We start from the raw sequence: 25,172 nt of genomic DNA, 5'->3' as shown, positions 1-25,172 counted from the left end.
GCTACGAAATCTTCACACCTTCTGAGGCGCCGCGCGTCCCGCCTTCCGCTTCAGCTCAGCAATCGCCCGCTCGCGCTGATCACCGCCACGTCCACGAACTGGTTGCCTTCGCGGTTGCCGCGGCTGAAGTTGATCTTCACGCCGCCGAGGTCCAATCCCTCGATCCGTTCCATCGATGCCAGCAGGCTCGCGCGTGTGGGCGACGGGCCGGCGCGGCGCAGGCCTTCGCCGAGCACGCAGGCATCCACATAGCCCTCCAGGCTCGGCAGCGAGAACTCCTTGTTGCCGCTGGCCAGCATGTCGACCTGGTAGCGCCGCACGATTTCGAACTTCGTCGCGAAGGGGGAGGGCATCACCATCGAGAAGCCGAGCCCGTGCGACAACTCGCCCATCGCGCTCAGCGATCCGGCGGTGATCGACAGGCCATAGCCGTTGCTCTTGCCGCCCGCCTGGCGCAGGGCCTTCACGAAAGCTGGCGCGGTGCCGGCCAGGCCGATGATGACCACCTGCGGCGTGGCCGCGGCGATCTGCGCGGCCGCGGGGCCGACTTCCATGCTGGTCGTCCCCGGCGTGCTCGCGATGACCGCCGGCTCCAGCTTGACTTTCGCCAGCGCCGCCTTGAAACCTGCCAGCAAGGATTGGCCGAGCGGATCGTTCGAATACACGATGCCGATGCGCGTCTGCCCGGCCGTCACCGCCGTGGCCACGAGCTTGTCGATTTCCTGGTCGTAGTTGGCGCGCACCCAGAAGGCGTTGGGCGCGGCCTTCTTGCGAAGCGACACCGTGCCCGTGTTCGGCCCCACCACGGCCATGCCGGGCACCGCGTCGATCACCTCGGCCGCCTGGCGCGTGCCCAGCGGATGCAGCATCGCCACCACGGTGCTGTCGGCGGCGAAGGCAAGGGCGTTGGCCTTGGCCACGTCGGGCTTGAACTGGTCGTCGGCGGAGACCAGGTCGATCCTCGCGCCGTGGATGCCGCCGGCCTTGTTGACTGCGTTGAAGTACGCCGACGAGCCCAGGAACATGCCCGTGCCGTTGGCCTTTTCAACACTGCTGTTGTCGAAGGTCGTGCCGATCCGAACCACCCGGGCCTGCGCAAATGCGGGCGCCGCCAGCCCGGACGCGGCCGCCAAGACGCCCGTCACGCGGCCGATGGCCTGGCGCCGATTGGGCGTGTGGGACAGGGAAGAAGAGGCGGCCTCGAATCTGTTCATGCTGGCTATCCAATTCGGCGTTCAGGTGGTTCAACGAAGCCATTGACATTAGCAACAAAATGTAAATTCGTCACCTGCGCGAGGTCTCTTCCAGGACCTGGCGTGGCATTCGCGACGAATCAGGCAAACGCGGTGGCAAGGAACGAATTCAAAAGTTCACAAGCCGTGCGCCGGGCGTCGCGTGGATACTTGGATTTCAACCGAGACAAAGGAAAAAAATGACTGGAGACATGAGCCGCCAGACCCTTGGCGACCTGCTGCGCCGCACCTGCCGCCGCTCCCCCGACAAGCTCGCGATCCAGTGCGGATCGACTGCCTGGACATACCGCGAATTCGACGCCGTCTGCACGCGGCTGGCCAATGGCCTGGTGGAGCAGGGCATCGGGGTGGGGGACAGGGTTGCGGTGCTGTCGCGCAACTCGCATGCGTTCGCGGCCCTGCGCTTCGCCGTGGCGCGCATCGGCGCGGTGCTGGTGCCGGTGAACTTCATGCTGAACGCCGACGAGTCGCGCTACATCCTCCAGCATGCCGGTGCGCGCATGCTTTGCGTGGACTCCGAAGGGGCGGCATTGGCAAGGGCCGCGATCAGCGACACGGCGGTGCAGCAACTGGTGTGGCTGCCCGGCGAACAGGCCTCGCCACCAGAGTCCGACATGCTGGCCTTCGACAGCCTGCTGCTCGACGGCCCGGCACCCGAGCGCGCATTGAACGGCGCGATGCTCGCCCAGATCGTCTACACCAGCGGCACCGAGTCGCGGCCCAAGGGTGCGATGCTCACCCACGATGCAGTCATCTCCGAATACGTGACATGCCTGGTCGACATCGAGCTCACCGCCTCGGACCGCCTGCTGCACGCGCTGCCGCTCTACCACTGCGCTCAGCTCGACGTGTTCCTGGGCCCGTCGGTGTACGTGGGCGCGACCAACATCATCACGAGCAAGCCGACAGCGCAGAACCTGCTGGCCATGATGGTTGCGAACGGCATCAATTCCTTCTTCGCGCCGCCCACGGTCTGGATCGCGCTGCTGCGTGCGCCTGAGTTCGCGCAGACCGACCTGTCGCTGCTGAAGAAGGGCTACTACGGCGCGTCGATCATGCCGGTCGAGGTGCTGAAGGAGATGCAGCAGCGCATGCCGCACCTGCGCCTGTGGAACCTCTATGGCCAGACCGAGATCGCGCCGGTGGCCACCGTGCTCAAGCCCGAGGACCAGCTTCGCAAGGCGGGCTCGGCCGGCAAGGCCGCGCTCAATGTCGAGACGCGCCTGGTCGACGACGACATGCAGGATGTGAAGACCGGCGAGGTCGGGGAGATCGTGCACCGCTCGCCCCAGTTGCTGGCCGGCTATTACAACGACGAGGAGCGCACCGCCGCGGCGTTCCATGGCGGCTGGTTCCACAGCGGCGACCTCGGCACCATGGATGACGAGGGCTACATCACCGTGGTCGACCGCAAGAAGGACATGATCAAGACCGGTGGCGAAAACGTCTCCAGCCGCGAGGTGGAAGAGGCCATCTACGGCGTGGAGGGCGTTTCGGAGGTGGCCGTGATCGGCGTGCCGGATCCGAAATGGATCGAGGCGGTGACCGCCGTGGTCGTGCTCAAGCAGGGCGTGGACATGACCGAGGCGGAGTTGCTCGCCGCCTGCGCCGGCCGCCTCGGCGGGTTCAAGCTGCCCAAGCGCGTGATCCTGACCGACGCGCTGCCGAAGAATCCGACGGGCAAGCTGCTCAAGCGCGAACTGCGGCTCATGTACGCGGGCGGCAACGGCGTCGCCCAGTAGCCGATCGGGTGGACCGGGGTTGGGCGGGGGCGACCGGGTAAACTGCCCGGTTTTTCCCTCTGGCGATATGGTGCAAGTGTCACGGCGCCCAGGTGTCACCGGATCGGCGCTCATTCTCTTGCTGGCTCGACTGACCGATCACGGCGCCCCCGAACCCAAACAAGCCTTCGCGGAGCGATTGAGCCAATGGCTCCGATGGACCGACGCCATCTCTTTGTCCTCCGCGTTGAACAGCCCTCCGGCAACCGCGCCCTCCCGCGCACTTGCCTCCGCAAGCGCCGAGGAACGTGAATGCGCGCGTGTGCGCACCGCGCTGACCAAGGCCATCACCGAAGGCACGGCCTTCTCGGTCGACGACTTCGCCCCTTACCGCCAGCGCTACATCGCGCGGCAGCAGGCGATGGAGGCGGGCATCGGGCCGTTGCGTGGTCGCTTGAGGGCGGTGCTGGCGGGCAGATCGCCGGCCATGGCGCGGCTGGCATCGGTGGACGCAGTGATGGAGCAGGCCCTGGACCCGCAGGAGCAGCGCTTGCTGGCGACGGTGCCTGCGGTGCTGGAGAAGTATTTCAAGCGTCTGAAGCAGGCGCACTCGGGGGCGCAGGGCCAAATGCCGGACGGGCCGGACGCGCCGGACGCGCCGGACAACGCCGGCAAGCCAGTAAGTTCGCCGGGTCAGGTCCAGCCCGCAGCCTGGCTGGAAGCGTTCGGCAAGGACATGCAAGGCGTGTTGCTGGCCGAACTGGATATTCGATTTCAACCGGTCGAAGGGCTGCTCGAAGCCCTTCGCATGAAGTGAAGTGACCCTAAGCCACATGAACAGATCTCTCCATTACGCCGCCTTCCTGGTTGGCCTGGCCGCCGTGTGCTGGGTGGGCGCCGGATACATCGGCACCAATCCGCTGGCGCTGGTGATCACGCTGCTGGTCGGCGCGTTCTACCTGATGGGCGCGCTTGAACTGCTGCACTTCCACCAAGCGACCGCGACTCTTGCGCGTGCCGTTTCGCAGAAGGGCGACCCGCCGGCGAGCCTGGGCCCGTGGCTGCAGCAACTGCATCCGTCGCTGCAGAACCCGGTTCGCCTGCGCGTCGAGGGCGTGCGCGTCGGCTTGCCCGGCCCGGCCATGACGCCCTACCTGGCGGGGCTGCTGGTGCTGCTGGGCATGCTGGGCACCTTCCTTGGCATGGTGGTCACGCTGAACGGCACCGGCATCGCGCTGGAGAGCGCGTCGGACGTGAATGCGATCCGCTCCTCGCTGGCCGCGCCGGTGCGGGGCTTGGGCCTGGCCTTCGGCACCTCCGTCGCGGGCGTGGCTGCATCGGCGATGCTGGGGCTGGTCTCCGCGCTGTGCCGGCGCGACCGGCTGCAGGCAGCGCAAGCCTTGGACACGCGAATCGCGACGAGCCTTCGCGTGTTTTCCGCGGCGCACCAGCGCGAGGAGTCTTTCAGGCTGCTGCAGCGGCAGGGCGAGGCGATGCCGGAATTGGTCGGCCGGCTGCAGGAGATGCTGGCGGCGATGGAGCGACAGAGCGCGGCCTTGAACGAGCGCATCGCGTCCAGCCAGGACAGCTTCCACCTGAAGGCGGAGGCGGTCTATTCGGGGCTTGCCACCTCCGTCGGCCAGTCCCTGAAGGAAAGCCTGACTGAAAGCGCCCGCGTCGCCGGCGCGACGATCCAGCCGGTCGTGGAAGCGGCGATGGCTGGCATCGCGCGGGAAGCTGTCGCGTTGCACGGCACCGTGGAGCACAGCGTGCAGAAGCAACTCGACGGCCTGTCGACCCGGCTGGAGGCGACCACGGGCGCTGTGGCGGACATCTGGAGAACCGCGCTCGCGGAACACCAGGGCGCCATCGTCGCGCAGTCGGGCCACCTGCGGAGCTCGCTCGACCACTTTGCGCAGACCTTCGAGCAACGGTCGGCTTCGCTGGTAGAAGGCGTCGCGGCTCGGCTGGAAAGCACGGCGAGTAGCGTGTCGGACACCTGGGGGCAGGCGCTCGCGCAGCATCAGTTGGTCAGCGAGAAGCTGGCAGGCGATACACATCAAGCCCTGGTGTCGGCTGCGGCAGGATTTGAGCAGCATGCCGCATCGCTGGTGGACGGCGTCGCGGCTCGGCTGGAGAGCACCGCAAGCAGCGTGTCGGACACCTGGGGGCAGGCGCTGGCGCAGCATCAGCGCGTCAGCGAGGCGCTGTCGGGCGAGGCGCAGCAGGCCCTCGTGTCGGCTGCGGCAGGCTTCGAGCAACACGCGGCCTCGTTGCAGCGCACGGTGGATCAAGCGCATGCCAGCCTGCAAGCGGAGATGGCGTCGCGCGACGAACAGCGGCTGGCAGCCTGGACGCACGCGCTGGAGGCGATGGCCTCGCGCGACGAACAGCGCCTTGGCGCGTGGACGCAGTCCCTGGAAGCCATGGCCGAATCGCTGCAGCAGGAATGGCAGCAAGCCGGCCAGCGCGCCGAGCATCAACAACGCGAAATCTGCGAGACGCTGGCCCGGACCGGCCGCGACATCTCTGCACATTCGGAGGACCACGCCAGCCGCACCATCGCCGAGATCGCGCAGCTCATGCAGGCCGCGTCGGAAGCGCCCCGCGCGGCCGCCGAAGTCATCGGCGAGCTGCGCCAGAAACTGTCCGACAGCATGGTGCGCGACAACGCGATGCTGGAGGAGCGCAGCCGCATCCTCGAGACGCTGGAGACCCTGCTCGGCGCCGTGAACCACGCCTCCACCGAACAGCGCGCGGCCATCGACGCGCTGGTGGCGGCGTCGGCGGACGTGATGGAACGCGTCGGCACGCGCTTCACCGACAAGGTCGAGGCCGAAACCGCGCGCATGGCCGACGTCGCCGCGCAGGTCACCGGCAGCGCGGTCGAGGTGGCGAGCCTGGGCGAGGCCTTCGGCCTGGCCGTGCAGTTGTTCAGCCAGTCGAACGAGAAGCTCGTGGCGCACCTGCAGCGCATCGAAGGCGCACTGGGCAAGTCCCTCGCGCGCAGCGACGAGCAACTGGACTACTACGTGGCGCAGGCGAGGGAAGTCATCGACCTGAGCATCATGTCGCAGAAGCAGATCGTCGAAGATCTGCAGCAACTGGCCAGCCAGCGGACCCTTGCGGGCAGCGAAGCGTGATGACCGACGACGCGATCGACGGCGGCGTCGAGCCGACGGTACCGGTCTGGGCAGTCTTCGGCGACCTCATGTCGGGCCTGCTGGGTGCTTTCGTGCTGATCCTCGTGTGTGTACTCGGCATGCAACTGGACCTCGCGACCAAGCTGGAAGCCGAGGTCAAGCAGCGGCAGGCGGAAGAGCAGCGCCGCGAGGCACTCGAGAAGGCGCTGGAAGGCCCGCTCGCGGCCGGGCGCGTGACGCTGAACAATGGCCGCATCGGCATCAGCGGCAGCGTTCTCTTCGCCTTCAACTCCGCCGAGTTGCAGCCCGAGGGTCGGCAGTTGCTCAAGAGCCTCACGGGGCCGCTGGCTGCGTACCTGAAGACGCGCGACGAGATCCTGATGGTCAGCGGCTTCACAGACGACCGGCAAGTGCGCGGCGGCAATCGCCAGTTCGCGGACAACTGGGAACTCTCGGCGCAACGGGCCTTGACGGTCACGCGCTCGCTGATCGAGGACGGGCTGCCGTCGGGGTCGGTGTTTGCGGCGGCCTTCGGATCCGAGCAGGCGGTGGCGTCGAATGCGGATGCGGACGGGCGGTCGAAGAACCGACGCGTGGAAATGGCGCCGACGCCGCGGCCGTCGAATGCGATCGTTGTCGACAAGCCCCGTGGGTAGCGACGCTTCAAATGCGCATGTTGCGGCGGCGGACCTGGACGCTGGCGCGACCCTGGAGGCTTGGCGCAAGCAGGGCGCGCATCGACTGGACCCCGTGCGCTTCCGGTTCATCGAGGCGATGGCGAGGAGGGCGGCGGTGCACAGCGGCGAGACGCGGCGCTTGCTGGACGACAAGGTCGACAGGCTCTTGCGGACCTACGGTGATGACCTTGAAAAGGCCGGCCCACCGGCATCGCGTTCCGCTTCCCTGAGAGGGAGCCCGCCAAGCCAGGCCTCGCGCGGGCCGCTGGCCGAACTGGTCGAGCACATCGGGCGGCTTGCGCCATCCTCAGCTCGCGGGCCGGCCGCAATCACCGATGGTGTGCCGACACCCGAGGGCACCCGCGAACTGAAGACGCTGAGCTACTTCCGCAGCACCTGGTCCAGGCTGAGCGCCGATCGGCGGCTGACGCAGTCGCTGGCGAAGGTGCCGGAGAACGCGGGGCCGCTCAATTCGCAGCATCTGGTGCATCAGGCGCTGACGTTGATGCGGGACCTCTCGCCGGAGTACCTGAATCGGTTCATGGCGTATGTGGATACCTTGCTTTGGCTGGAGCAGGCGAATGCGGGGAGCGCTTCAACGGGTGGCGCGGAAAGCCAGCGCGACGGATCGAAGAAGCCCGGCCGCGTTAAATCCGAATAACTGTCGCCATTTGCTTATCGGTGCTCGATCAGCCTGACAATGAATTACTCCGCGAAAACTTCTTGAAGTGTGGTCAACGTGACCGCCAAGGTTTTCGCCGATACCGCGCCGAGCTTTTTGGCCAAGCGCACTTTGTCGACCGTTCGAATCTGGTCCAGCAAGATCAGTCCCTTGGTGCCCCCGTGTGTTAGCGGAATTCGGAAAGGGGCAGAGAAGGCCTTCGACGTCATTGGCGCCACGATCACGGTACGCAGGTGATCGTTCAACTCCAACGGCGAAACCACGAGACAAGGTCGTGATTTCCTGATTTCACTTCCGACGGTGGGGTCGAGATTGACGAGCCAGATCTCCCCGCGCTTCACCAGGTCAACTCCGCATCGTCGGCGTTGCCAAATTCGCCCATGACCAATTCGTCGTCGCCCTTTGCGGCGAGTGCCTGAGCAGCCTCCGCCCATCCAGCCCGGGCCGGTCGCGCTGTCTTCCTCAAGACGATTGCGCCATCCTCGACGGTCATGTCCGCCGCATCCTCGTCGCCGAGGCCTGCCTGGGCAAGCAGTGGCTTTGGAAGGACGACGCCTTTGCTGTTTCCGAATGGTCTGATAGTGACTTGCATGGAACCTCCTGTTGCAACAATGTTATTCCTTCAGGGGTCCGAGGTCAATGTCCCACGACCGCGGGTATTCTTGGCGCAAGGTCTCCAATGGGACGTCGGCCAGGAATTCGCGCTGATTCCCAAGGGCGCGGGTGTGCTGGTCGTGCCGGTCCCTACACTGGACGAACTGCATGGCATCGCCAGGGGTGCCAGCAAGGGCCGTTCCTCGCGAACGAAAGGACCGCTACTGACGATGGCCGCAGCCTTGCGTGTCCCCCTCAGCCCTTGACCATCCCCACGACCTTCTCCCGCAACCGCCGCATGCCGCGAAGCCAGCGGTCGTAGTCGGCGGTCTTGCGCTGCAGGAAGGTCAGCACTTCCGGATGCGGCAGCACCAGGAAGCGCTCTTCCCGCATCGCGTCGATCACCGCGCCGGCCACGGAATCCGGCGACACCGCGCCGTCGCCGAGGAAGCTCTGGCTGCGTTGCGATCCGTCGGCACCCATCAGCATCGGCGTCAGCACGCCTTGCGGACACAGGCAACTCACGCGGATGCCCTGGTCGCCATGCGCGATCGACAGCCATTCGGCAAAGCCGACGGCCGCATGCTTGGTGACGGAGTAGGGCGCGGCATTCACCTGGCTCAGCAGGCCGGCGGCGGAGGCGGTCTGCACCAGGTAGCCCTCGCCGCGCGCCAGCATCTGCGGCAGCACGGCGCGCGCCGCGTAGACGTGGGCCATGAGGTTCACGTCCCAGTGGCGCTGCCAGTCGGCATTGGGCGTGTCCTCGTCGCCGCGCACGACGATGCCGGCGTTCGAGCAGAACACGTCGACCTGGCCGAAGCGTTCGGTCGCGGCCTGCACCAGTGCCTGCATCTCCGCCTCGACCGCGACGTTGACACCTGCGCCCATGCCCCCGATCGATTCGGCGACGCGCTTCGCACCTGCCGCGTCGAGGTCCGCCACGACCACGCCACGCGCGCCTTCCTGGGCGAAGCGCTCGCACAGTGCCTTGCCGATACCCGACGCGCCGCCGGTGACGATGACGACCTTGCCCTGGATGTCCATGTGGAATGCCCCCTCAGCAGGTCACGCCGCCGTCGATGACGAGGCTTTGTCCGGTCATGAAGGAACCGGCCCGCGATGCGAGGAACACCGCCGCGCCGGCGATCTCGTCCGGCTCGCCGATGCGGCGAAGCGGTGTCGTGGCGGTGCGGTGCTTCAGGCCCTCCGGGTCTTCCCACAAGGCGCGCGCGAAGTCGGTCTTGATCAAGCCAGGCGCGATGCAGTTGACGCGCACGTTGTGCGGCCCGTATTCGACCGCGAGGTTGCGTGCAAGCTGCATGTCCGCCGCCTTCGACACGCAATACGCACCGATGATCGGCGAGCCGCGCAGCCCGCCGATCGAGGACACGATGATGATCGCGCCGTCCTTGCGCTCGATCATCTGCGGCACCGCGAAGCTGATCAGCCAGTGGTTGGCGATTACGTTGTTCTCCAGGATCTTGCGGAACTGGTCGTCCTCGATGCCGGCGAAGGGGCCGTAGTACGGGTTGGACGCCGCGTTGCAGACCACGATGTCGACCTTGCCGAACTGGCGGTTGGTTTCGTCGACGAGATTCTTCAGTTCCTGCTTCGACGAGATGTTGGCCGGCACCGAGATGGCCGTGCCGTCGCCATGCTGGCGGTTGATGGCGTCGCGCACTTCCTCGCAAGGCCCGGGCTTGCGCGAGGAGATCACTACCTTGGCGCCGTGCTCGGCCAGCCGCTCGGCAATGGCGCGGCCGATGCCGCGGGATGAGCCGGTGACGATTGCCACCTTGCCCGTCAATGAAAACAGGGACATCAGGAAACTCCTCGAAGAAATCTGGGTGCCAGGTCAGGCGGCGGGGACGATAGCAGAGGCTTTGAGCGCGGTCTGCATCGCGGGCTGGCGAGGCAGTCCCAGAGGTGACCGGGCAAGGCCGGCCTTGCTTCCGGCCGAAGCTGATGCGCGAACCTCGCCTGCCGTGGCAAGCCGCGCTCGCCTCGGAAGGAGTGAAGATTTCGTAGCGGGATCGGCGTCCGCAGTGGAAAGATTCGCACCTTCTTCAGACGAAGTGCTTTCTCAACGTGTGCAGCTTGCCGGTCGTCGCGGTGCCGAGGGCGCCCTTGCGCAGATCGGCCATCGTCCAGTCCGGATTCGGATCGGCCGCCGCCGTCACCTTGGTCTGGCGCTTGAAGTCGACCTTCGGGCGCACGCCTGCGCCCTGGTGGGTGAAGATCAAGGTCACATCCGGCACGCCCTTGCGCGAGATGTCGTAGGTGTCGCAATGGGCCGGCGGCACCTCCAGGTCCGACATGATCTTCGGCGGGTTGTGGCCCTGATTGAATCCGACGATCAACAGCCGATCGATCGGCCGCACACCGATCTTGTCCTTCAGCCCATCGAGAAGCCTGCGGGTGAACTTCTGGGGGTCGACGCCTGTCCAGACATCCTGCGTGAAATGCGCGCCCACGAGCGTGTTGGCCAGGCAGGCCACGACGGCCGAGCACGATGACACGCTGGGAAAGAGCAGGGGCGACCCTTCGCCGACCTGGTCCTCCGTGATGATCATGACGTTGTTGAACTGGGGCAAAGGAACCTCCTGTTGGCCAAGAAAACGCTCATCTCTTCGCCTTGATCGCTGCCGGGATTTCGGCGCGGAGCGCCTGTGTGTGCCGGCGGCTTGGGGCGATGGCTTCGGTCGGTTGCGAGGGCCTCACAGGGACGCAATGCGCCGAATGTGCGACAGCTTCTCTTCCGAAAGACCAGCCAACTGCGCCTCCTGTATGCGCCCTTCGCGCAGCAACCTGCCGAACACCAGGCCGAGCTGCGAGTACCGGTTGTCGTACTTCTCGTCGATCTCTCGCCGCGTGCGAGTGAGGGACTCCTGGATGGACCATAGGTCGTCAGGTTCGGCTGCCGCGGCGGCCCTCGTCTTGAACTCGGCGATGACCTCGGCCAGCTCCGTTGCAAGCGCAGCCTCGAACACGCGGCGCGCGAGCTTCTTTTCAGAATCAGACCACTTGAAGTCGTACAAGATCGCTCCTACGGACTCTCGGGGACAGGGTCAGCCGACGCCTTGCGCCCGAGGGCAACTTCCCTGCGACAGGATCCTCGCGAGGATCATGACACTGGACGCCGCTTGCGGGAAGCTCATCGGACACTTGCCGCAGGCAACGACGGCAAGAGCCGCCAGTCGACTTTGCCCCAAAGGGCAATGTGCGTGTCTACCCCGGCGCGTTAGCCTGCAAGACCGATGACTTTGCGGCCTATGCCAGTCGAAGACAGCCATGAGCACTCCGGAAACGCTTGCAATTGATCCTCGGGCCCGAAGCATGGTGGCCCTTGGCGGGCCGGCGATCGTCGTCGGTGCGGCCGCCGCCGTCATCCTGGTGGTGGTGGTGCTGGTCGCGAATCTGCTTCAGAAATTCCTGTGGCAGACCCTGCCCCCGATGTTCGGCGCCTCGAACACGACGTGGTGGTGGGTGCTGGGCATCTTGACGCTGACGGGATTCGCGGTCGGCCTTGTCGTGCGCTTCTTCCCCGGCCATGCAGGACCCGATCCCGCGACCCTCGAACTCTTCGGCGCACCCACGCCGCTGAGCGTGTTGCCCGGCTTGGCCCTGGCCTTGATCCTTGCGCTGGCGGGCGGTGTGAGCCTGGGGCCCGAGAACCCGATCATCGCGATCATCGTGGGCATCACGGTTGCCGTCGGCGGCAGGCTGGTTCCATACGTCCCGACCAAGGGCTGGGTCTTGCTGGCGGCGGCCGGCACCATCGGCGCGATGTTCGGCACGCCAGTCGCGGCCGCGCTTCTGTTTTCGGAAATGCTCACCGGCCAAAAGGACAAGCCGTTGTGGGACCAGCTCTTCGCGCCGCTGGTTGCGGCCGGCACGGGCGCGATCACGATGTCGCAGTTCGAGGAGATGAATTTCTCGCTGCCGATCCAGCCCTACGTTCATCCCAACATCATCGACATCGGCCTCGGCATGTTGGTGGCGCTTGCCGCCATTGCGGTCGGCATGTGCGCCGTGTGGCTTTTCCCGATCTTCCACAAGGCCTACACGGCCCTGCGCAGCCCGGTCCTGGCGCTCACCATGGGCGGGTTCGTGCTGGGCCTTCTGGGGATCGTCGGCGGACCGATCACCATGTTCAAGGGCCTGGCCGAGATGAAGACGCTCGTGAGCAACGCCGGCAGCTACGGCGCCGCGGCACTGGCGCTGATCGTGGTCATCAAGCTGCTCGCCATCCTGGTGTCGGCAACCTGCGGGTTCAGGGGTGGACGAATCTTTCCCCTGGTGTTCGTCGGCGTCGCATTCGGACTGCTCGTGCACCAGGTCTTCCCGATGATTCCCGGCGCGATCTCTGTCTCCTGTTCCGTGCTCGGTTTCACGCTGGTGGCGACGCGGGACGGCTGGCTCAGCCTGTTCATGGGCGCCATCATGCTCCCCGGCATCGATCTGCTGCCGATGCTGTGCGTCGTCATCCTGCCGGCGTGGCTCGTGCTGGCGGGCCGCGCCGTCATGTTGATCGAGGACGAACCCCAGGAGCCGCCGCCCAACACCCACTGAGCGCGCTATGCCGGCGCAGCAGCCAGATTCGCGTCCTTGACGGCATACACATCCACCGGCGCCGACTTCCCATGGAACAGCGCCGGCCCCAGCGCCTCGACCGCAATGCGCCCGTCGAGCGCATGGCAGGTGGCGGGGTCGATGAGGATCGCGCGCTGCGCCAGCTTGGTATGCGCCTCCAGCCGCGCAGCGAGGTTCACCGTGTCCCCGATGCAGGTATAGGTCGCGCGCTCCTGCGTGCCGGTGTAGCCGGCCACCATCTCGCCGGTGGCGATGCCCACGCCGATGCGGATCTCGGTCTTGTGCGTTGCGGTGCGTTCCAGGTTCAGCAGCCCGACCATCTCGACCATGTCCAGCGCCGCGCGTACCGCGCAGCCGCCGTGGTCGGCCAGCGGGAGCGGGGCGCCGAAGATGGCCATGAGGCCGTCGCCGATCATCTGGTTGACCACGCCGCCGTGGCTGGTGATGGCCTCGAACATCAGCGTGTAGTAGGTGTTGAGCAGGTCGATCGTTTCCTCGGGCGACTGCGATTCGACGATCGCGGTGAAGCCGCGGATGTCGGAGAACATGACGGTGCCCTGCACACGCCGGCCGCCCAAGGCAAAGCCGGATTGCTGCATGTCCTGCGCGACCTCGGAGGTGGCGAAGCGGCGCACCATTTCCTTGAGCTGGTCGCGCAGGCGCTTCTTCTCCAGGCTGGCGCCGATGCGCGCCTTCAGCAGCACCGCGTTCACCGGCTTGTGCAGGTAGTCCTCGGCGCCGAGTTCGATGCAGCGCACGATGTCGGCCACGCCTTCGAGCGAGGAGGTGACGATCACCGGCAGGTCGCGCAGCTTGGTGTCGGCGCTCAGGTGCTCCAGCACCTCGAAGCCGGTCATCTCCGGCATTTCCATGTCGAGCAGCATCAGGTCGAAGGGGCTGCTGCGCAGCATCTCCAGGGCGATGCGGCCGTTCTCCGCGGTCTTGACGCTGTGGCCCTGCAATTCGAGACTGCGGGTCAGCAGCAGGCGGTTGACCTTGTTGTCGTCCGCGACCAGCAGGCGGGCCGCCGGGGCGTGCTGGTCAGACATGGCACAGCGCTTTCAACGCGGCGTCGACGCGCAGGAATTCGAGCATCAGCGCATCGAGGGCTTCCGGCTTCTGCGCGGCTGCCAGGCCACCGAGCTCCAGGTCGCGCGACAGCGCGCCCAGCTTGACCGCGCCGAAGGTGAGGCTGTTGGACTTGAGCGAATGCGCGGCGCGGCGGAAGGTGTCGGCGTCGCCCGCGGCCTGCGACTCGCGCAGCTCCTTCAGCATCTCGGGCGCTTCTTCCAGGAAGGTCTGGACCAGTTCGGTCACGAACTCGGCGCCCGCGGCTTCCTGCAGTTCGGCGAAGGTGGCCTGGTCGATGGTCTCGTTGCTCATTCAGCCCTCATCCTTGTCGTTGGGTGGTGCGGTCCGGCGTTGCGCATCATCGGTCCGTCCGCGCAGGAACATTGTTCAGCGCCTCGACCAGCCTGTCGACGCGGATGGGCTTGGTCAGGTAGTCGTCCATGCCGGCGGCCAGGCACATCTCCTGGTCGCCCTGCATGGCATTGGCTGTCATGGCGACGATGCGCGGGCGCTCGCCGGGCTGCAGCCGCGCGCAGATCTGGCGGGTGGCGTCGAGGCCGTCGAGCTCGGGCATCTGCACGTCCATCAGCACCACGTCGTAGGCCTGGCGCTCCACGGATTCCACCGCCTCGATGCCGTTGGAAGCCAGGTCGGCGCGGTAGCCCATCTGCTGCAGCAGGCGCATCGCCAGCTTCTGGTTGACCGCGTTGTCCTCGGCCAGCAGGATGCGCAGCGGATGCCGCGCGGCCATGGTCGGATCGATCTGCGGCTTGGCGGAGACGGTGGGCGCGGCCTTGGCGGTCACCGGTTCGTGTGCGAGGAGGCCGACCAGCGTGTCGAACAGTTGCGACTGGTGGATCGGCTTCGACAAGTAGGCATTGAACAGCGACTCGGCATCGGCTCCCACTTCGCGCCGGCCGAGTGAACTGAACAGCACCAGCGGCAGCTTCGGGTGGCTGGGGCGGATGCGGCGGGCGAGGTCGGTGCCGTCCATCTCGGGCATGTGCATGTCGAGGATGGCAAGGTCGAAGCGCTCGCCTTGTTCGAGCCAGCGCAGCGCCTCCAGCGGCGATGCGGTCTCGCGCGCCTCCATGCCCCACTTGGCGGACTGCAGCGAGAGCACACGCCGGTTGGTCGCGTTGTCGTCGACGACGAGCACGCGCTTGCCCTGCAACTCGGCCTGCACGCCGGTGAAGATGCGCCGCTTGCTCGGCGGCATTTCCGCCACGGGCATCTCGGCGGTGAAGAAGAAGGTCGAGCCGGTGCCGGGGCCGTCGCTCTCGACCCACATGGTGCCGCCCATCAGCTCCGCCAGCCGCTTGCTGATGGCCAGGCCCAGGCCGGTGCCGCCGTACTTGCGCGTGGTGCTCGAATCGGCTTGCGAGAACGACTGGAACAGCCGGCTCATGCCTTGCGGCGACAGGCCGATGCCGGTGTCGCGCACGGCAAAGGTGAGGCCGACCTTGCCCGCGGGCAGGGCGTTGGCCGAGACGGTCAGCACCACTTCGCCGTGCTCGGTGAACTTCACCGAATTGCTCAGCAGGTTCAGCAGGATCTGCCGCAGCCGCGTCAGGTCGCCGCTCACGCCCACCGGCACGTCGCCCTCGAACACATAGGCCAGGTCGAGGTGCTTCTCGGTCGCGCGGGTGCTGACCAGGTCCAGCGCCGACTCCACGCAGTCGCGCAGGTCGAACGGGTGCGACTCGATGTCCATGCGGCCGGCCTCGATCTTCGAGTAGTCGAGGATGTCGTTGATGATGGTCAAGAGCGCGTCGCCGGAGTCGCGGATGGTCGACACGTAGTCGTGCTGCTCGACATCCAGCGGCGTGTCCAGCAGGAGGCCGCTCATGCCGATGACCGCGTTCATCGGCGTGCGGATCTCGTGGCTCATGGTGGCCAGGAAGGCGCTCTTGGCTTCGTTGGCGGCTTCGGCGGCGGCGCGGGCCTCCTGCGTTTCGTTGAACAAGCGCGCGTTCTGGATCGCGATCACTGCCTGGTCGGCGAAGGTCTTCAGCAGCTTGATTTCCTTGTCGCTGAAGGGCTCCGACGGGTCGCGCGTGACGTGGATCGAACCGATGTTGCGGGCCTCCCATATCAGCGGCGCGACCATGATCGCGAAGTTGCCGACCTGCTCCGCCACCTCCCTCATGAACCAGGGCAGGTGGGGCTCGGCGAGCGCATCGGGGATGTGCAGCACCTCGGTGCCGCCCATGGCCACGCCGATGGGCGAGAGGTCGAACGGTCGCGGGTAGTACTTCTCCAGCACCTCGCGCGCATTGCCGCGGTGCGCGCCCAGGTACACCTGCCCGTCGCCGCCATTGAGCGAGATGCCGAGTTGCGAACCGGAGAACAGGCGCTCGCAGCTTTCCAGGATCTTGTCGAACACGGGCTGCGCGTTCTCCATCGAGTTGCTGATGACCTGCAGAACATCGGCGGTGGCTGTCTGCTGTTCCAGCGCCTCGGTGGTTTCGTTGAAGAGGCGCGCGTTCTGGATCGCGATCACGGCCTGGTCCGCGAAGGTCCTGAGCAAGGCCATCTCGACGGTGGTGTAGGGCTTGGGCGAGGTGCGGCCGACCAGCACCGAGCCCAGGCCATGGTCCTCCCACAGCATCGGCGCGAGCAGCAGGGAACGGATGCCGGCCTGCACGGTCAGCTCGCGCAGGGCCTCTGGCACGCTGGGGTCGGTCTGGACATCGGGGTAGTGCAGCACGCAGCGATCGTCGATGGCCAGTTGCGTGCCGCTGCCATCGTAGGCGCGCGACTCGTCAGGGTGGCGGCTCTCGCCATAGGGACCGATGGCGGCGGCGAGATGGAGCTGGCCGTCGTCGCCGATCAGCATGGTCGCGAGTTCGTCGCTGGCGAGCAGGCCCTGGCAGCTCTCCAGGATCTTGCGGAAGACCGGCTTGGCATCGGCCATGGATCCGCTGATGACCTGCAGCACCTCGGCCGTGGCGGTCTGGCGCTCCAGCGCCTCTTGCGTCTCGTTGAACAGGCGCGCATTCTGGATCGCGATCACGGCCTGGTCGGCGAAGGAACCCAGCAGGCCGAGTTCCTTCTCGGTGAAGGGGCGGGGCGGCACGCGCACCACCGACAACGACCCGATGCCACGGTCGTTCCAGATCATCGGCGCGAAGGCGATCGAACCATTGCCGACGGCGCGCCCAGCGGCCTTCACCGGCTCCGGCACTTCGTCCGACGCGAGCAGGTCCGGGAAATGGAGGATCTGCCGCCTGGCGATGGCGCGGCCGGTGAGCGAGTTGCCGAGCGGCTGCGGCAAGGCCTGGAACGCGCGCTCGTAGAGCGGGCCCATGCGCGCGCCGGGCAGCAGCATGTCGTCGTCGCTGACCAGGTAGATGGCGGCGTCCTCGATCGACAGCAGCCGGGCGCAGCTCTCCAGGATGCGCTTGAACACCGGCATGGAGTCGTTGACCGAACGGCTGATGACCTGCAGCACCTCGGACGTCGCGGTCTGGCGCTCCAGCGCCTCCCGCGTCTCGTTGAAGAGCCGCGTGTTCTCGATGGCGATCACGGCCTGGTCGGCGAAGGTGCTGGCGAGCTTGGTTTCCTGCTCGCTGAACTTGCCCGTGGTCGCACGCAGGATGCCGATGCTGCCGATCGCGCGGCCCTCCTTCATCAGCGGCACGAACAGGCCCGACTGGTAGCCCAGCGCGAGCGACAGGTCCTTCATCCGGGCGAACTCCCTGGCGCCTTCCCGCGTGTCCGCCACGTTGATGAGGCGCGCGTCGATGATGCAGGCGCCAGCCGCGCTGTCGCGGTCCAGCGGCCACGGCTTGAGGAAGCCGCCTTCGCGCTCGCCGCGCGTGCCGTCGTCGGCGAAGGCCACCGTTTCAACCATGCCATCGCGCGGAATGCAGAACGCCACCGCGCGGCCCTCGAACAGGCGCTGGCAGGCTTGCACGATGGCATCGAATACCGGCTGCGTCCGTGTGGGCGAACTGCTGATGACGCGGAGGATGTCGGCGATGGCCGTCTGCTGCTCCAGCGCCTCGTGCGTCTCGCGGAACAGGCGCGCGTTCTGGATCGCGATCACCGCCTGGTCGGCAAAGGTCTCGAGCAGCGCGATTTCCTTGCCGGTGAAGCCGGTGGCGGGCTTGCGGATCACGTTGAGGTAGCCGATCGGCTGGCCCTTCCAGGCCATCGGCGCGACGAGTTGCGAATAGGCGCCGATGTCCAGTGCCTGGGCGATCTTGCGCACCGCCCAGTGCGCCGACGGGTCCAGTGCATTGACGAAATGCAGCGTCTTGCCCGCACGGATGCCGCGTTCGAAATCGGCCGAGGGAATCTTCGTCGCGAAGATCTTCTGCAGCGTCGGCAGGGCGGGGCCGTGGTGCGCCGCCAGTTCGACGAAGCCGTCCGCGCCCAGCAGCAGGATGCCTTGCTCGTTGCTGCTCAGCAGCTTCTCGCAGCTCTGCAGGATCTTGTCGAACACGGGCCCCGTGTCGGCCACCGAGCCGCTGATGACTTCCAGCACCTCGGCGGTGGCGGTCTGCTGCTCCAGCGCGTCCTGCGTCTCGCGGAACAGGCGCACGTTCTCGATGGCGATCACGGCCGGGCCGACGAAGGATTCGAGCAGGCCGATGTCCTTGTCGTCGAAGCCGTCCGGTTCCTTCTGCAGCACGGCCAGTCCGCCAATGGCGCGGCCCTCGTGCAGCAGCGGCGCATAGAGGCCGGAGCGGAAGCCGCTGGCCACGCCGAGTTGCTGCAGCATCGGGTGCCGCTCCACCGCGGCCACGAGGTCCGGCAGGTGGATCACACGCTTGCCCGTGACGCAGGCGCCGACCGGGCTGCTGTCGTCCACCGGCAGCACCAGGCTGGGCATCCCGCCGTTGCTGGCCCGGGCGTGCAGGCCGTCCGCTTCCACCAGCCATAGCACCACGCGGCTGTCGTGCAGCAGCTTGCCGCAGTTGGTGACGATGGCGTCGAACACCGGCTGCGTGTCGGTCATCGAGCCGCCCAGCACGCGCAGCACGCGCGCGGTCGCGGTCTGTCGCTCCAGCGCCTCCTGCGTCTCGTTGAACATCTGGACGTTCTGGATCGCGATCACGGCCTGGTCGGCAAAGGTCTTGAGCAATTCGACCTGGTGGCTGGAGAACGGTCCTGGCGCGACACGGGTCACGCTGATCATGCCGATCGGCACGTCTTCATGCACCAGCGGCACGTTGGCCTGGCCGCGCCAGCCGCGGCGCTGCGCCAATGCGCGCAACTCGTCGGAGACCTCGGTGTTCGACTCGATGTCCTGCATCAGCAGCGGTTGGCCGGTGAGCAGCGGCCGGTAGATGGAGTCCGAGTCGACCGGCACCGGGAAGTACTTCTTCAGCGCCTGGTCGCCTTCCTCGGTGGTAGGCGTGAAGGCCGAGAGATGGACCGAATCGCCGACGCGCCGCAGCAAGGTCGCCGACAGCCCGCCGACCAGTTGCCGCGCGCTGAGCACGATGGCGTCGAACACCGGCCGCACGTCGGCCGGGGAACCGGCGATGACCTTGAGGATCTCGGCGGTGGCGGTCTGCCGCTCCAGCGACTCCTGCGTCTCGTTGAACAGCCGTGCGTTCTGGATCGCGATGACCGCCTGGTCGGCAAAGGTGCGCAGCAGGTCGAACTCCTTCGAGCTGAAGGGCACCGGCGGAAAACGCGTGACGTGAATGGTGCCGATGCCCTGGCCCTCCCACAGCATGGGCGCGATCAGCATCGAGAAATTGCCGACCTCGCGTCCCTTGCGGCGCATCGCCTCGGGCACGTTCGGCCCGTTGACGATGTCGGGATAGTGCACGACCCGGCGCTTTCGGATCGGGTAGGCCTGGTAGGACTGTTCGAGCGGTCGCGGATAGCCGCCCTTGTCCAGCCCCTGCCGCAATGCCTCGGCCGTGAGGCCGTCCTCGCCCGGCGCGACGGCAATCGCCTCGTGGCGCACCATGCCGTCGTCGCCGACCAGCGAAATGATGGCGTGGCCGCCGGTGAACAGCCGCTGGCAGGCCTTCACGATGGCCTCGAACACCGGCGCACTGTCGGACACCGAGTTGCTGATCACGCTGAGCACATCCGCCGAGGCCTTCTGCTGTTCCAGCGCCTCCTGGGTCTCGTTGAACATCCGCGCGTTCTGGATCGCGATCACCGCCTGGTCGGCGAAGGTCTTCAGCAGCACGGCTTCCTGCTCTGTGAAAGGCACGGGCGGCCGGCGGATCACGTAGAGCGTGCCGATGCCGCGGCCTTCCCACTGCATCGGCGCGAACACCTGCGAGTAGTTGCCGATCTCCAGCATCGCGCCGACGTTGCGCACGCCCTTGGGCGTGTCGGCGCCGTGCATCACGTCGTCGAAGCGCAGCACCCGGTTCTCGCGGATCGCCTGGTGCACCGGCTCGTCGCGCAGCGGCAGCGGGAAGATGCGCGCCACCGCCGGCGCCGACACGCCGCGATAGGCAGCCGAGCACAGCAGTTGCCGCTCCTCGTCGATGGTGAGGATGCCGAGCTCCGAGCTGCGGAACAGGCGCTCGCAGCGTTCCAGGATCTTGTCGAACACCGGCGCGGCGTCGGCCACCGAACTGCTGATGACCTGCAGCACGTCGGAGGTGGCGGTCTGGCGCTCCAGGGCGTCGCGCGTCTCGTTAAACAGCCGCACGTTCTCGATGGCGATCACCGCCTGGTCGGCGAAGGTCTGCACCAGGCCGATCTCGGCCGGCGAGAACGGATGCACCTGGTTGCGCAGCAGGGAGATCACGCCGACGGCCTGGCCGTCGCGCAGCATCGGCACGGCCAGCACCGTGCGGAAGCCGTTGCGCGCCTGCAGTTCCCGCACATCGGGATATTCGGAGTCGATCAGGGGCACGACGTCCTCGACATGCACGGTCCGGGCATGCATGAACGCGCGGCCCGCGACCGAACCGCCGCGAATCGGCAACTCCATGCCCGCGCCGTCGGCGTACTCGGGCCCATAGCTGGTCATGGCGCGCAGCTTGCCCTCCATCACCAGCCACACCCGGCTGCCCTCGGCGCGGCACAGCAGGCCGGCGCGCTCGGCGACCGAGTCGAGCACCGGCTGCACATCGGTCGGCGAGGCGCTGATGACCTTGAGCACTTCGGCCGTGGCGGTCTGGCGGTCGAGCGCCTCGCGCGTCTCGTTGATGAGGCGCACGTTCTCGATGGCGATCACGGCCTGGTCGGCGAACAGCTTGAGCAGGTCGATCTGCCGCTGCGGTGTCTTGCCGGGCTCCGGCCAGGCGGTGACGATCACGCCGACGACCTCGCCCTCCTTCATCATCGGCGCGGCGATCATGCGGCGCCGGCTGCCGGTGCTGGCGAGCGTGCGGTCGTAGTCCGGGTCGGCCCAGGCGTCCTCGTTGCTCAGGGCGCGGCGTTCGAGGATGACCCGGCCGTTCATCTGGTGCGGGTCGGGCGGCGCGGGCCACATCGTGCGCGCCGCTTCCAGCGCCTCCGGGGACCAGTTGCGCGTCGCGGCCAGGCGGACCAGGCGGCCGTCGTAGGTGAAGATCGAGGAGGAGGGCCCTTCGAAGAGCCACATCGTGCAGTCGAGGATGGCCTCGAACACCGGCATCACGTCGGTGCGCGATTCGCTGATGACGCGCAGCACGTCGCTCACCGCGGTCTGCGATTCGAGCGACTCGGTCAGCTCCGCGGTGCGCTCCTCCACCTTGTGCAGGGCCTGCGTGGTCTCGTTGAACAGGCGCACGTTCTCGATGGCGATCACAGCCTGGTCGGCGAAGGTCTGCAGCAGGGCCACCTGCTGGTCGTCCCAGGCGTCGGGTTCGGCCCAGCCCACGGTGATGGCGCCGATGGGCTCGCCGCCTCGCAGCATCGGCACCGTGACCTGGCTGCGGGTGCCCAGCGACGCGATCATCTGCAGCGACAGCGTCGGCACGTCGTTGGGTTGCTGGATGTCCTTGACGAAGTAGGGCTTGCGGGACCGGATGACGACGCCGGCGATGGTGTCGTCCGCCGCCTCCCGCGGGAAGATGCGGTTGAGCTTGCGCAGCTTGACCGGGTGCACGCCGCCCACGGCCACCATGTGGATGGTGGTGCCGTCGTAGCGGTAGACGCGGCCCATGCGCGCATTGCACAACTGCACCGCGCGCTCCACGATCACGTCGAACACCGGCTGCACGTCGGTCGGTGAACTCGCGATGACGCGCAGGATCTCCGCCGTGCCGGTCTGGCGCTGCAGGGCCTCCTGCGTCTCGTTGAACAGCCGCGCGTTCTGGATCGCGATGACGGCCTGGTCGGCAAAGGTCTTGAGCAGCGCGCGCTCGCCGGGCGTGAATGGCCCGACCTCGCTGCGCTGCATGCTCAGGACGCCGATGCCGCGGCCTTCCAGCATCAACGGGGCGGCCAGGTTGGCGAAGCTGCGGCCGAGTCGTTGCGCATTGAGGCGCAGCATCGGCGGCGCATCCGGAGCGGCCAGCACATCCGGGAACTCCACCACGTCGCCGGTGCGGAAGGCGAGGGGGGCGGAGGTGTCGGCTATCGGCATCGGGTAGCTGGCCTGCATCGCCAGGCCGAGCTGCGCGGCGCGTTCGTCACCGACCACGGCCCGGCCGGCCGCTGTCATGCGCCAGCGCGTGAGCGCGATCTGGCCCTGCGTGTCGACCATCGTCAGGGAGAACGAACTGACGTCGAACAGGCGGTCGCTGCACTCCATGATCTTGTCGAACACCGGCCCGGTGTCGTGCACGGACTTGCCGATGACCTGCAGCACCTCGGCCGCGGCGGTCTGGTGGGCCAGCGCCTCCTGCGTTTCATGGAACAGCCGCGCGTTCTGGATCGCGATGACGGCCTGGTCGGCAAAGGTCTTGAGCAGCGCCCGCTCGCTGGGCTTGAACGGTCCGACCTCGCCGCGCTGCATGCTGAGCAGGCCGACGCCCTTGCCCTCCCACATCAGCGGCGCGGCCAGGTTGGCGAAGCTCTTGCCGACGAACTCGGCATAGAGGCGCAGCGCCTGCGGCGCATTCGGGTCGCCCAGCACATCGGCGTATTCGACCAGTTCGCCGGTGCGGAAAGAGGCCTCTGCGGCCGTGCCGACCAACGACATCGGGTAGCTGGCCTTCATCAACGGCCCGATCGCATCGATGCGCTCCTGCGCGATCTCGGCATGGCCGGCGGCCGTGACGACCCAGCGCGTCAGTTCGAGCTGGCCGTTGGCGTCGAGCATCATCAGGCCGAAGCCGCTGGCGTCGAACAGGCGCTCGCAGCGCTCCAGGATCTTGTCGAAGACCGGCCCGGTGTCGGCGACCGACTTGCCGATGACCTGCAGCACCTCGGCGGCTGCCGTCTGGTGCGCCAGGGCCTCCTGCGTCTCGTCGAACAGCCACGCATTGTGGATCGCGATCACGGCCTGCTCGGCGAAGGTCTTGAGCAGCGCGCGATCGCTCGGATCGAAGGGGCCCACGTCGGTGCGCTGCATGCTGAGGATGCCGAGGCCCCGGCCTTCCCACATCAGCGGCGCGGCCAGGTTCGAGTAGTTGAGGCCCGCGATCTGCGCGTTGCGGCGCAGGGACGGCGGCGCGTCCGGGTCGTTGAGCACGTCGGCGATCTCGACCAGGTCGCGGCGCTGGAAGGCGAGTTCGGCGGAGGTATCGGCCAGCGGCCGCGGGTAGACCGACCGCAACTGAACGGCGAGTTCATCCGCACGCTCATCGCCGATCGCTGCGCGGCCGGTCCTCGACATGCGCCAGCGCGTGACGTTGAGCAGCCCTTGCGCGTCGACCATGTACAGGCCGAACGAAGAGGCATTGAACAGGCGGTCGCAGCATTCGAGGATCTTGTCGAACACCGGCCCGGTGTCCGCGACCGACTGGCCGATGACCTGCAGCACCTCGGAAGCGGCGGTCTGGTGCGCCAGCGCGCGTTGCGTCTCGGCGAACAGCCGTGCGTTGTCCAGCGCCGCGCTCATGCTGCCGGCCAGCGTTTCCAGCAGCCGGATGTCGGAAGCGCTGAACGCATGCTCGTGCTGCAGGTCGGCCAGCGAGATCATCCCGACCGCCTTGTCGGCCACCACCAGCGGCACCAGCACCTGCGACTTGGGGTAGCTGGGGTGATACGACAGCCGGACCGAGCCGGCCTTCACGGCTTCGGCCTCCAGGTTCTCGTCGACCAGCAGCATGCGCTTCGTGCGCAGCACCTGGGCGCCGAAGCCGGTCGGCGCCATCGACTCCATGCGGAAGCGCTCGCCCTGGCGCCCGATGAAGGGGTAGTGCAACAGGTTGGTGGCGGCGTCGTAGATGCGGATGCCGACGTCGGCCCGCGGGAACACCTGGCTCAGCTTGTCGCCGACCGCGTCGTACACGCCTTGCAGGTTGAGTTCGCCGGCCAGCGTGTCCTGCACCGCGGCAATGATGGCCAGTTCGGCATTGCGTGCCTCGGTCTCCTTCAGGAGCCGCTGGGTTTCGTCGAACAGGCGGGCGTTCTCCAGGGCGCCGCCCATGCTCGCCGCCACGGTCTGCAGCAGCCGGATCTCGTGCGGGCCGAAGGCGTATTCGCGCTCGTGGTTCTGCAGGCCGATGGCGCCGAGCACGCGCTCGGTTCCGATGATGGGCACGCCGACGATCGAGTGCGCCCAATCGGTGCCCGGCGAGGGCCCCATGCCGGCCTGCGTCTGCTCCGCGCGCGTGTTCGCCAAGCCCACCTCGCCCGCCACAAAAATGCGCGTCACCGGATCCCCCGGCTTCAGCGCGCGTGCCGGCAGCAGGGGCAGCGGCTGGTTGTGCTCGTAGCGATACAGCGCCTGGACCAGCCCGGTCTTCTCGTCGCGCCACATGATGGAGATGTCGCCGGACCGGAGCACTTCGCGCAGCTTGTCGCCCGCCAGGTTGATGATGTCCTGGAAGGACATGCGGGCTGCCACGCCCTGCTGGATGCTGTGGATGAGCGCAAGCTCGCTGGCGCGCTGCGCGAGTGCGTCGGCGCCTTCGGCAAGCGTGCGTTCCAGGGCCTCCTGGCGGCGGATGCCGGCCAGGGTTGCGGCGGCTTGGCGCGCCAGCAGGGCGAGCGCGTCGCGGTGCGTGTTGTCGAAACGTCCGTGCGTGCCTTCGATGTCGGCGTAGAGATAGCCGAGCAGGTTCCTCTTGTCGACGAGGGGCGCGATCAGGCAGGAGCGCTGCTCGGAAGGACCGGCGCCCTCGGGGCCGTGTCGCAGGCTGGGCTTGCGCGAGCGTCGGGCCGTGGCAAGCCAGGGCTCGATGGCGCCCAGCAGGGTTGCTGCCTCTTCACCCTCCGGCAGCTTCGCCCCCGCGATGTGCAAGGTGTTCTCGCAATCGAGCACCAGCAGCGCGCGCTGTGCGCCAATGAGCGCCATGGCCTCATCGAACAGCGCGTTGCGCCATTCGTCCTCGCGGCTCAAGCCGGCCAGCCGCAGGCCGCTCTCGAGCAGGCGCGCATCCAACGAGGCTGGCCCCGACAGGGTCTTGTGCATT

The 25,172-nt window shown here is 67.3% G+C and carries 16 protein-coding genes; 6 read left to right on the top strand and 10 right to left on the bottom strand.

Features of this window, described 5'->3' with window-relative positions:
- Nucleotides 1–50: 50 nt before the first annotated feature.
- Complete coding sequence (locus tag HCU76_RS03625; RefSeq protein ID WP_213956566.1) at nucleotides 51–1,214, bottom strand: ABC transporter substrate-binding protein; 1,164 nt, start codon at nucleotides 1,212–1,214, stop codon at nucleotides 51–53.
- 230 nt (nucleotides 1,215–1,444) lie between these two features.
- Between HCU76_RS03625 and HCU76_RS03620 the strand changes: the two genes are divergently transcribed.
- The 5 genes from HCU76_RS03620 (at nucleotide 1,445) to HCU76_RS03600 (ending at nucleotide 7,455) form a co-directional block, all read left to right on the top strand.
- The gene (locus tag HCU76_RS03620) at nucleotides 1,445–2,995 is read left to right on the top strand and encodes an acyl-CoA synthetase (protein WP_256353978.1); all 1,551 of its coding nucleotides are present in this window, start codon (nucleotides 1,445–1,447) and stop codon (nucleotides 2,993–2,995) included.
- A gap of 67 nt (nucleotides 2,996–3,062) precedes the next feature.
- A complete protein-coding gene (locus HCU76_RS03615; RefSeq protein ID WP_218508769.1) occupies nucleotides 3,063–3,791 on the top strand; it encodes a DUF3348 domain-containing protein in 729 nt (242 codons plus the stop codon).
- Nucleotides 3,792–3,807: 16 nt separating this feature from the next.
- Nucleotides 3,808–6,117 (top strand): DUF802 domain-containing protein, encoded by a 2,310-nt coding sequence (locus tag HCU76_RS03610; RefSeq protein WP_218508508.1) that lies wholly within the window; start codon nucleotides 3,808–3,810, stop codon nucleotides 6,115–6,117.
- Nucleotides 6,117–6,773 carry an OmpA family protein gene (locus HCU76_RS03605; protein WP_218508507.1) on the top strand — a complete coding sequence of 219 codons (657 nt, stop codon included), beginning with the start codon at nucleotides 6,117–6,119 and terminating at the stop codon, nucleotides 6,771–6,773. Before HCU76_RS03610 ends, HCU76_RS03605 begins: the two co-directional genes overlap by 1 nt.
- Complete coding sequence (locus tag HCU76_RS03600) at nucleotides 6,766–7,455, top strand: DUF2894 domain-containing protein (protein ID WP_371319756.1); 690 nt, start codon at nucleotides 6,766–6,768, stop codon at nucleotides 7,453–7,455. Before HCU76_RS03605 ends, HCU76_RS03600 begins: the two co-directional genes overlap by 8 nt.
- A gap of 44 nt (nucleotides 7,456–7,499) precedes the next feature.
- On the opposite strand, the gene HCU76_RS03595 is transcribed toward HCU76_RS03600, so the two are convergent.
- The 6 genes from HCU76_RS03595 to HCU76_RS03570 form a co-directional block, all read right to left on the bottom strand.
- Complete coding sequence (locus HCU76_RS03595; RefSeq protein WP_218508768.1) at nucleotides 7,500–7,820, bottom strand: type II toxin-antitoxin system PemK/MazF family toxin; 321 nt, start codon at nucleotides 7,818–7,820, stop codon at nucleotides 7,500–7,502.
- Nucleotides 7,814–8,068, bottom strand: coding sequence for an AbrB/MazE/SpoVT family DNA-binding domain-containing protein (locus HCU76_RS03590; RefSeq protein WP_213956571.1), 255 nt, complete (start codon nucleotides 8,066–8,068; stop codon nucleotides 7,814–7,816). Before HCU76_RS03590 ends, HCU76_RS03595 begins: the two co-directional genes overlap by 7 nt.
- A gap of 257 nt (nucleotides 8,069–8,325) precedes the next feature.
- Nucleotides 8,326–9,114, bottom strand: a complete 789-nt coding sequence (locus HCU76_RS03585) for an SDR family oxidoreductase (protein ID WP_218508505.1) — start codon at nucleotides 9,112–9,114, stop codon at nucleotides 8,326–8,328.
- Between the two features lie 13 nt (nucleotides 9,115–9,127).
- Nucleotides 9,128–9,892 carry an SDR family NAD(P)-dependent oxidoreductase gene (locus HCU76_RS03580; protein WP_218508504.1) on the bottom strand — a complete coding sequence of 255 codons (765 nt, stop codon included), beginning with the start codon at nucleotides 9,890–9,892 and terminating at the stop codon, nucleotides 9,128–9,130.
- Between the two features lie 244 nt (nucleotides 9,893–10,136).
- Nucleotides 10,137–10,664 (bottom strand): hypothetical protein, encoded by a 528-nt coding sequence (locus tag HCU76_RS03575; protein ID WP_218508503.1) that lies wholly within the window; start codon nucleotides 10,662–10,664, stop codon nucleotides 10,137–10,139.
- A gap of 123 nt (nucleotides 10,665–10,787) precedes the next feature.
- Nucleotides 10,788–11,108, bottom strand: coding sequence for a hypothetical protein (locus tag HCU76_RS03570; protein WP_218508502.1), 321 nt, complete (start codon nucleotides 11,106–11,108; stop codon nucleotides 10,788–10,790).
- 253 nt (nucleotides 11,109–11,361) lie between these two features.
- Here HCU76_RS03570 and HCU76_RS03565 point away from each other — a divergent pair, with 253 nt between their 5' ends.
- The gene (locus HCU76_RS03565; RefSeq protein WP_218508501.1) at nucleotides 11,362–12,642 is read left to right on the top strand and encodes an ion channel protein; all 1,281 of its coding nucleotides are present in this window, start codon (nucleotides 11,362–11,364) and stop codon (nucleotides 12,640–12,642) included.
- 5 nt (nucleotides 12,643–12,647) lie between these two features.
- Here the strand turns inward: HCU76_RS03565 and HCU76_RS03560 are convergent, their stop codons facing one another.
- Genes HCU76_RS03560 through HCU76_RS03550 form a run of 3 tightly spaced genes read right to left on the bottom strand, consistent with a single transcriptional unit; the run spans nucleotide 12,648 to nucleotide 25,171 of the window.
- The gene (locus HCU76_RS03560) at nucleotides 12,648–13,712 is read right to left on the bottom strand and encodes an adenylate/guanylate cyclase domain-containing response regulator (protein ID WP_213956577.1); all 1,065 of its coding nucleotides are present in this window, start codon (nucleotides 13,710–13,712) and stop codon (nucleotides 12,648–12,650) included.
- Entirely contained in the window at nucleotides 13,705–14,046 is a 342-nt protein-coding gene (locus HCU76_RS03555; protein ID WP_218508500.1) for an Hpt domain-containing protein, read from the bottom strand. Before HCU76_RS03555 ends, HCU76_RS03560 begins: the two co-directional genes overlap by 8 nt.
- 46 nt (nucleotides 14,047–14,092) lie before the next feature.
- Complete coding sequence (locus HCU76_RS03550) at nucleotides 14,093–25,171, bottom strand: GAF domain-containing protein (RefSeq protein ID WP_218508499.1); 11,079 nt, start codon at nucleotides 25,169–25,171, stop codon at nucleotides 14,093–14,095.
- Nucleotide 25,172 lies beyond the last annotated feature (1 nt).

It is taken from the genome of Variovorax sp. dw_308, assembly GCF_019207085.1.
In the GTDB taxonomy this organism is placed as follows: domain Bacteria; phylum Pseudomonadota; class Gammaproteobacteria; order Burkholderiales; family Burkholderiaceae_C; genus Variovorax.
This window is presented reverse-complemented; position numbering and strand designations above follow the sequence as displayed.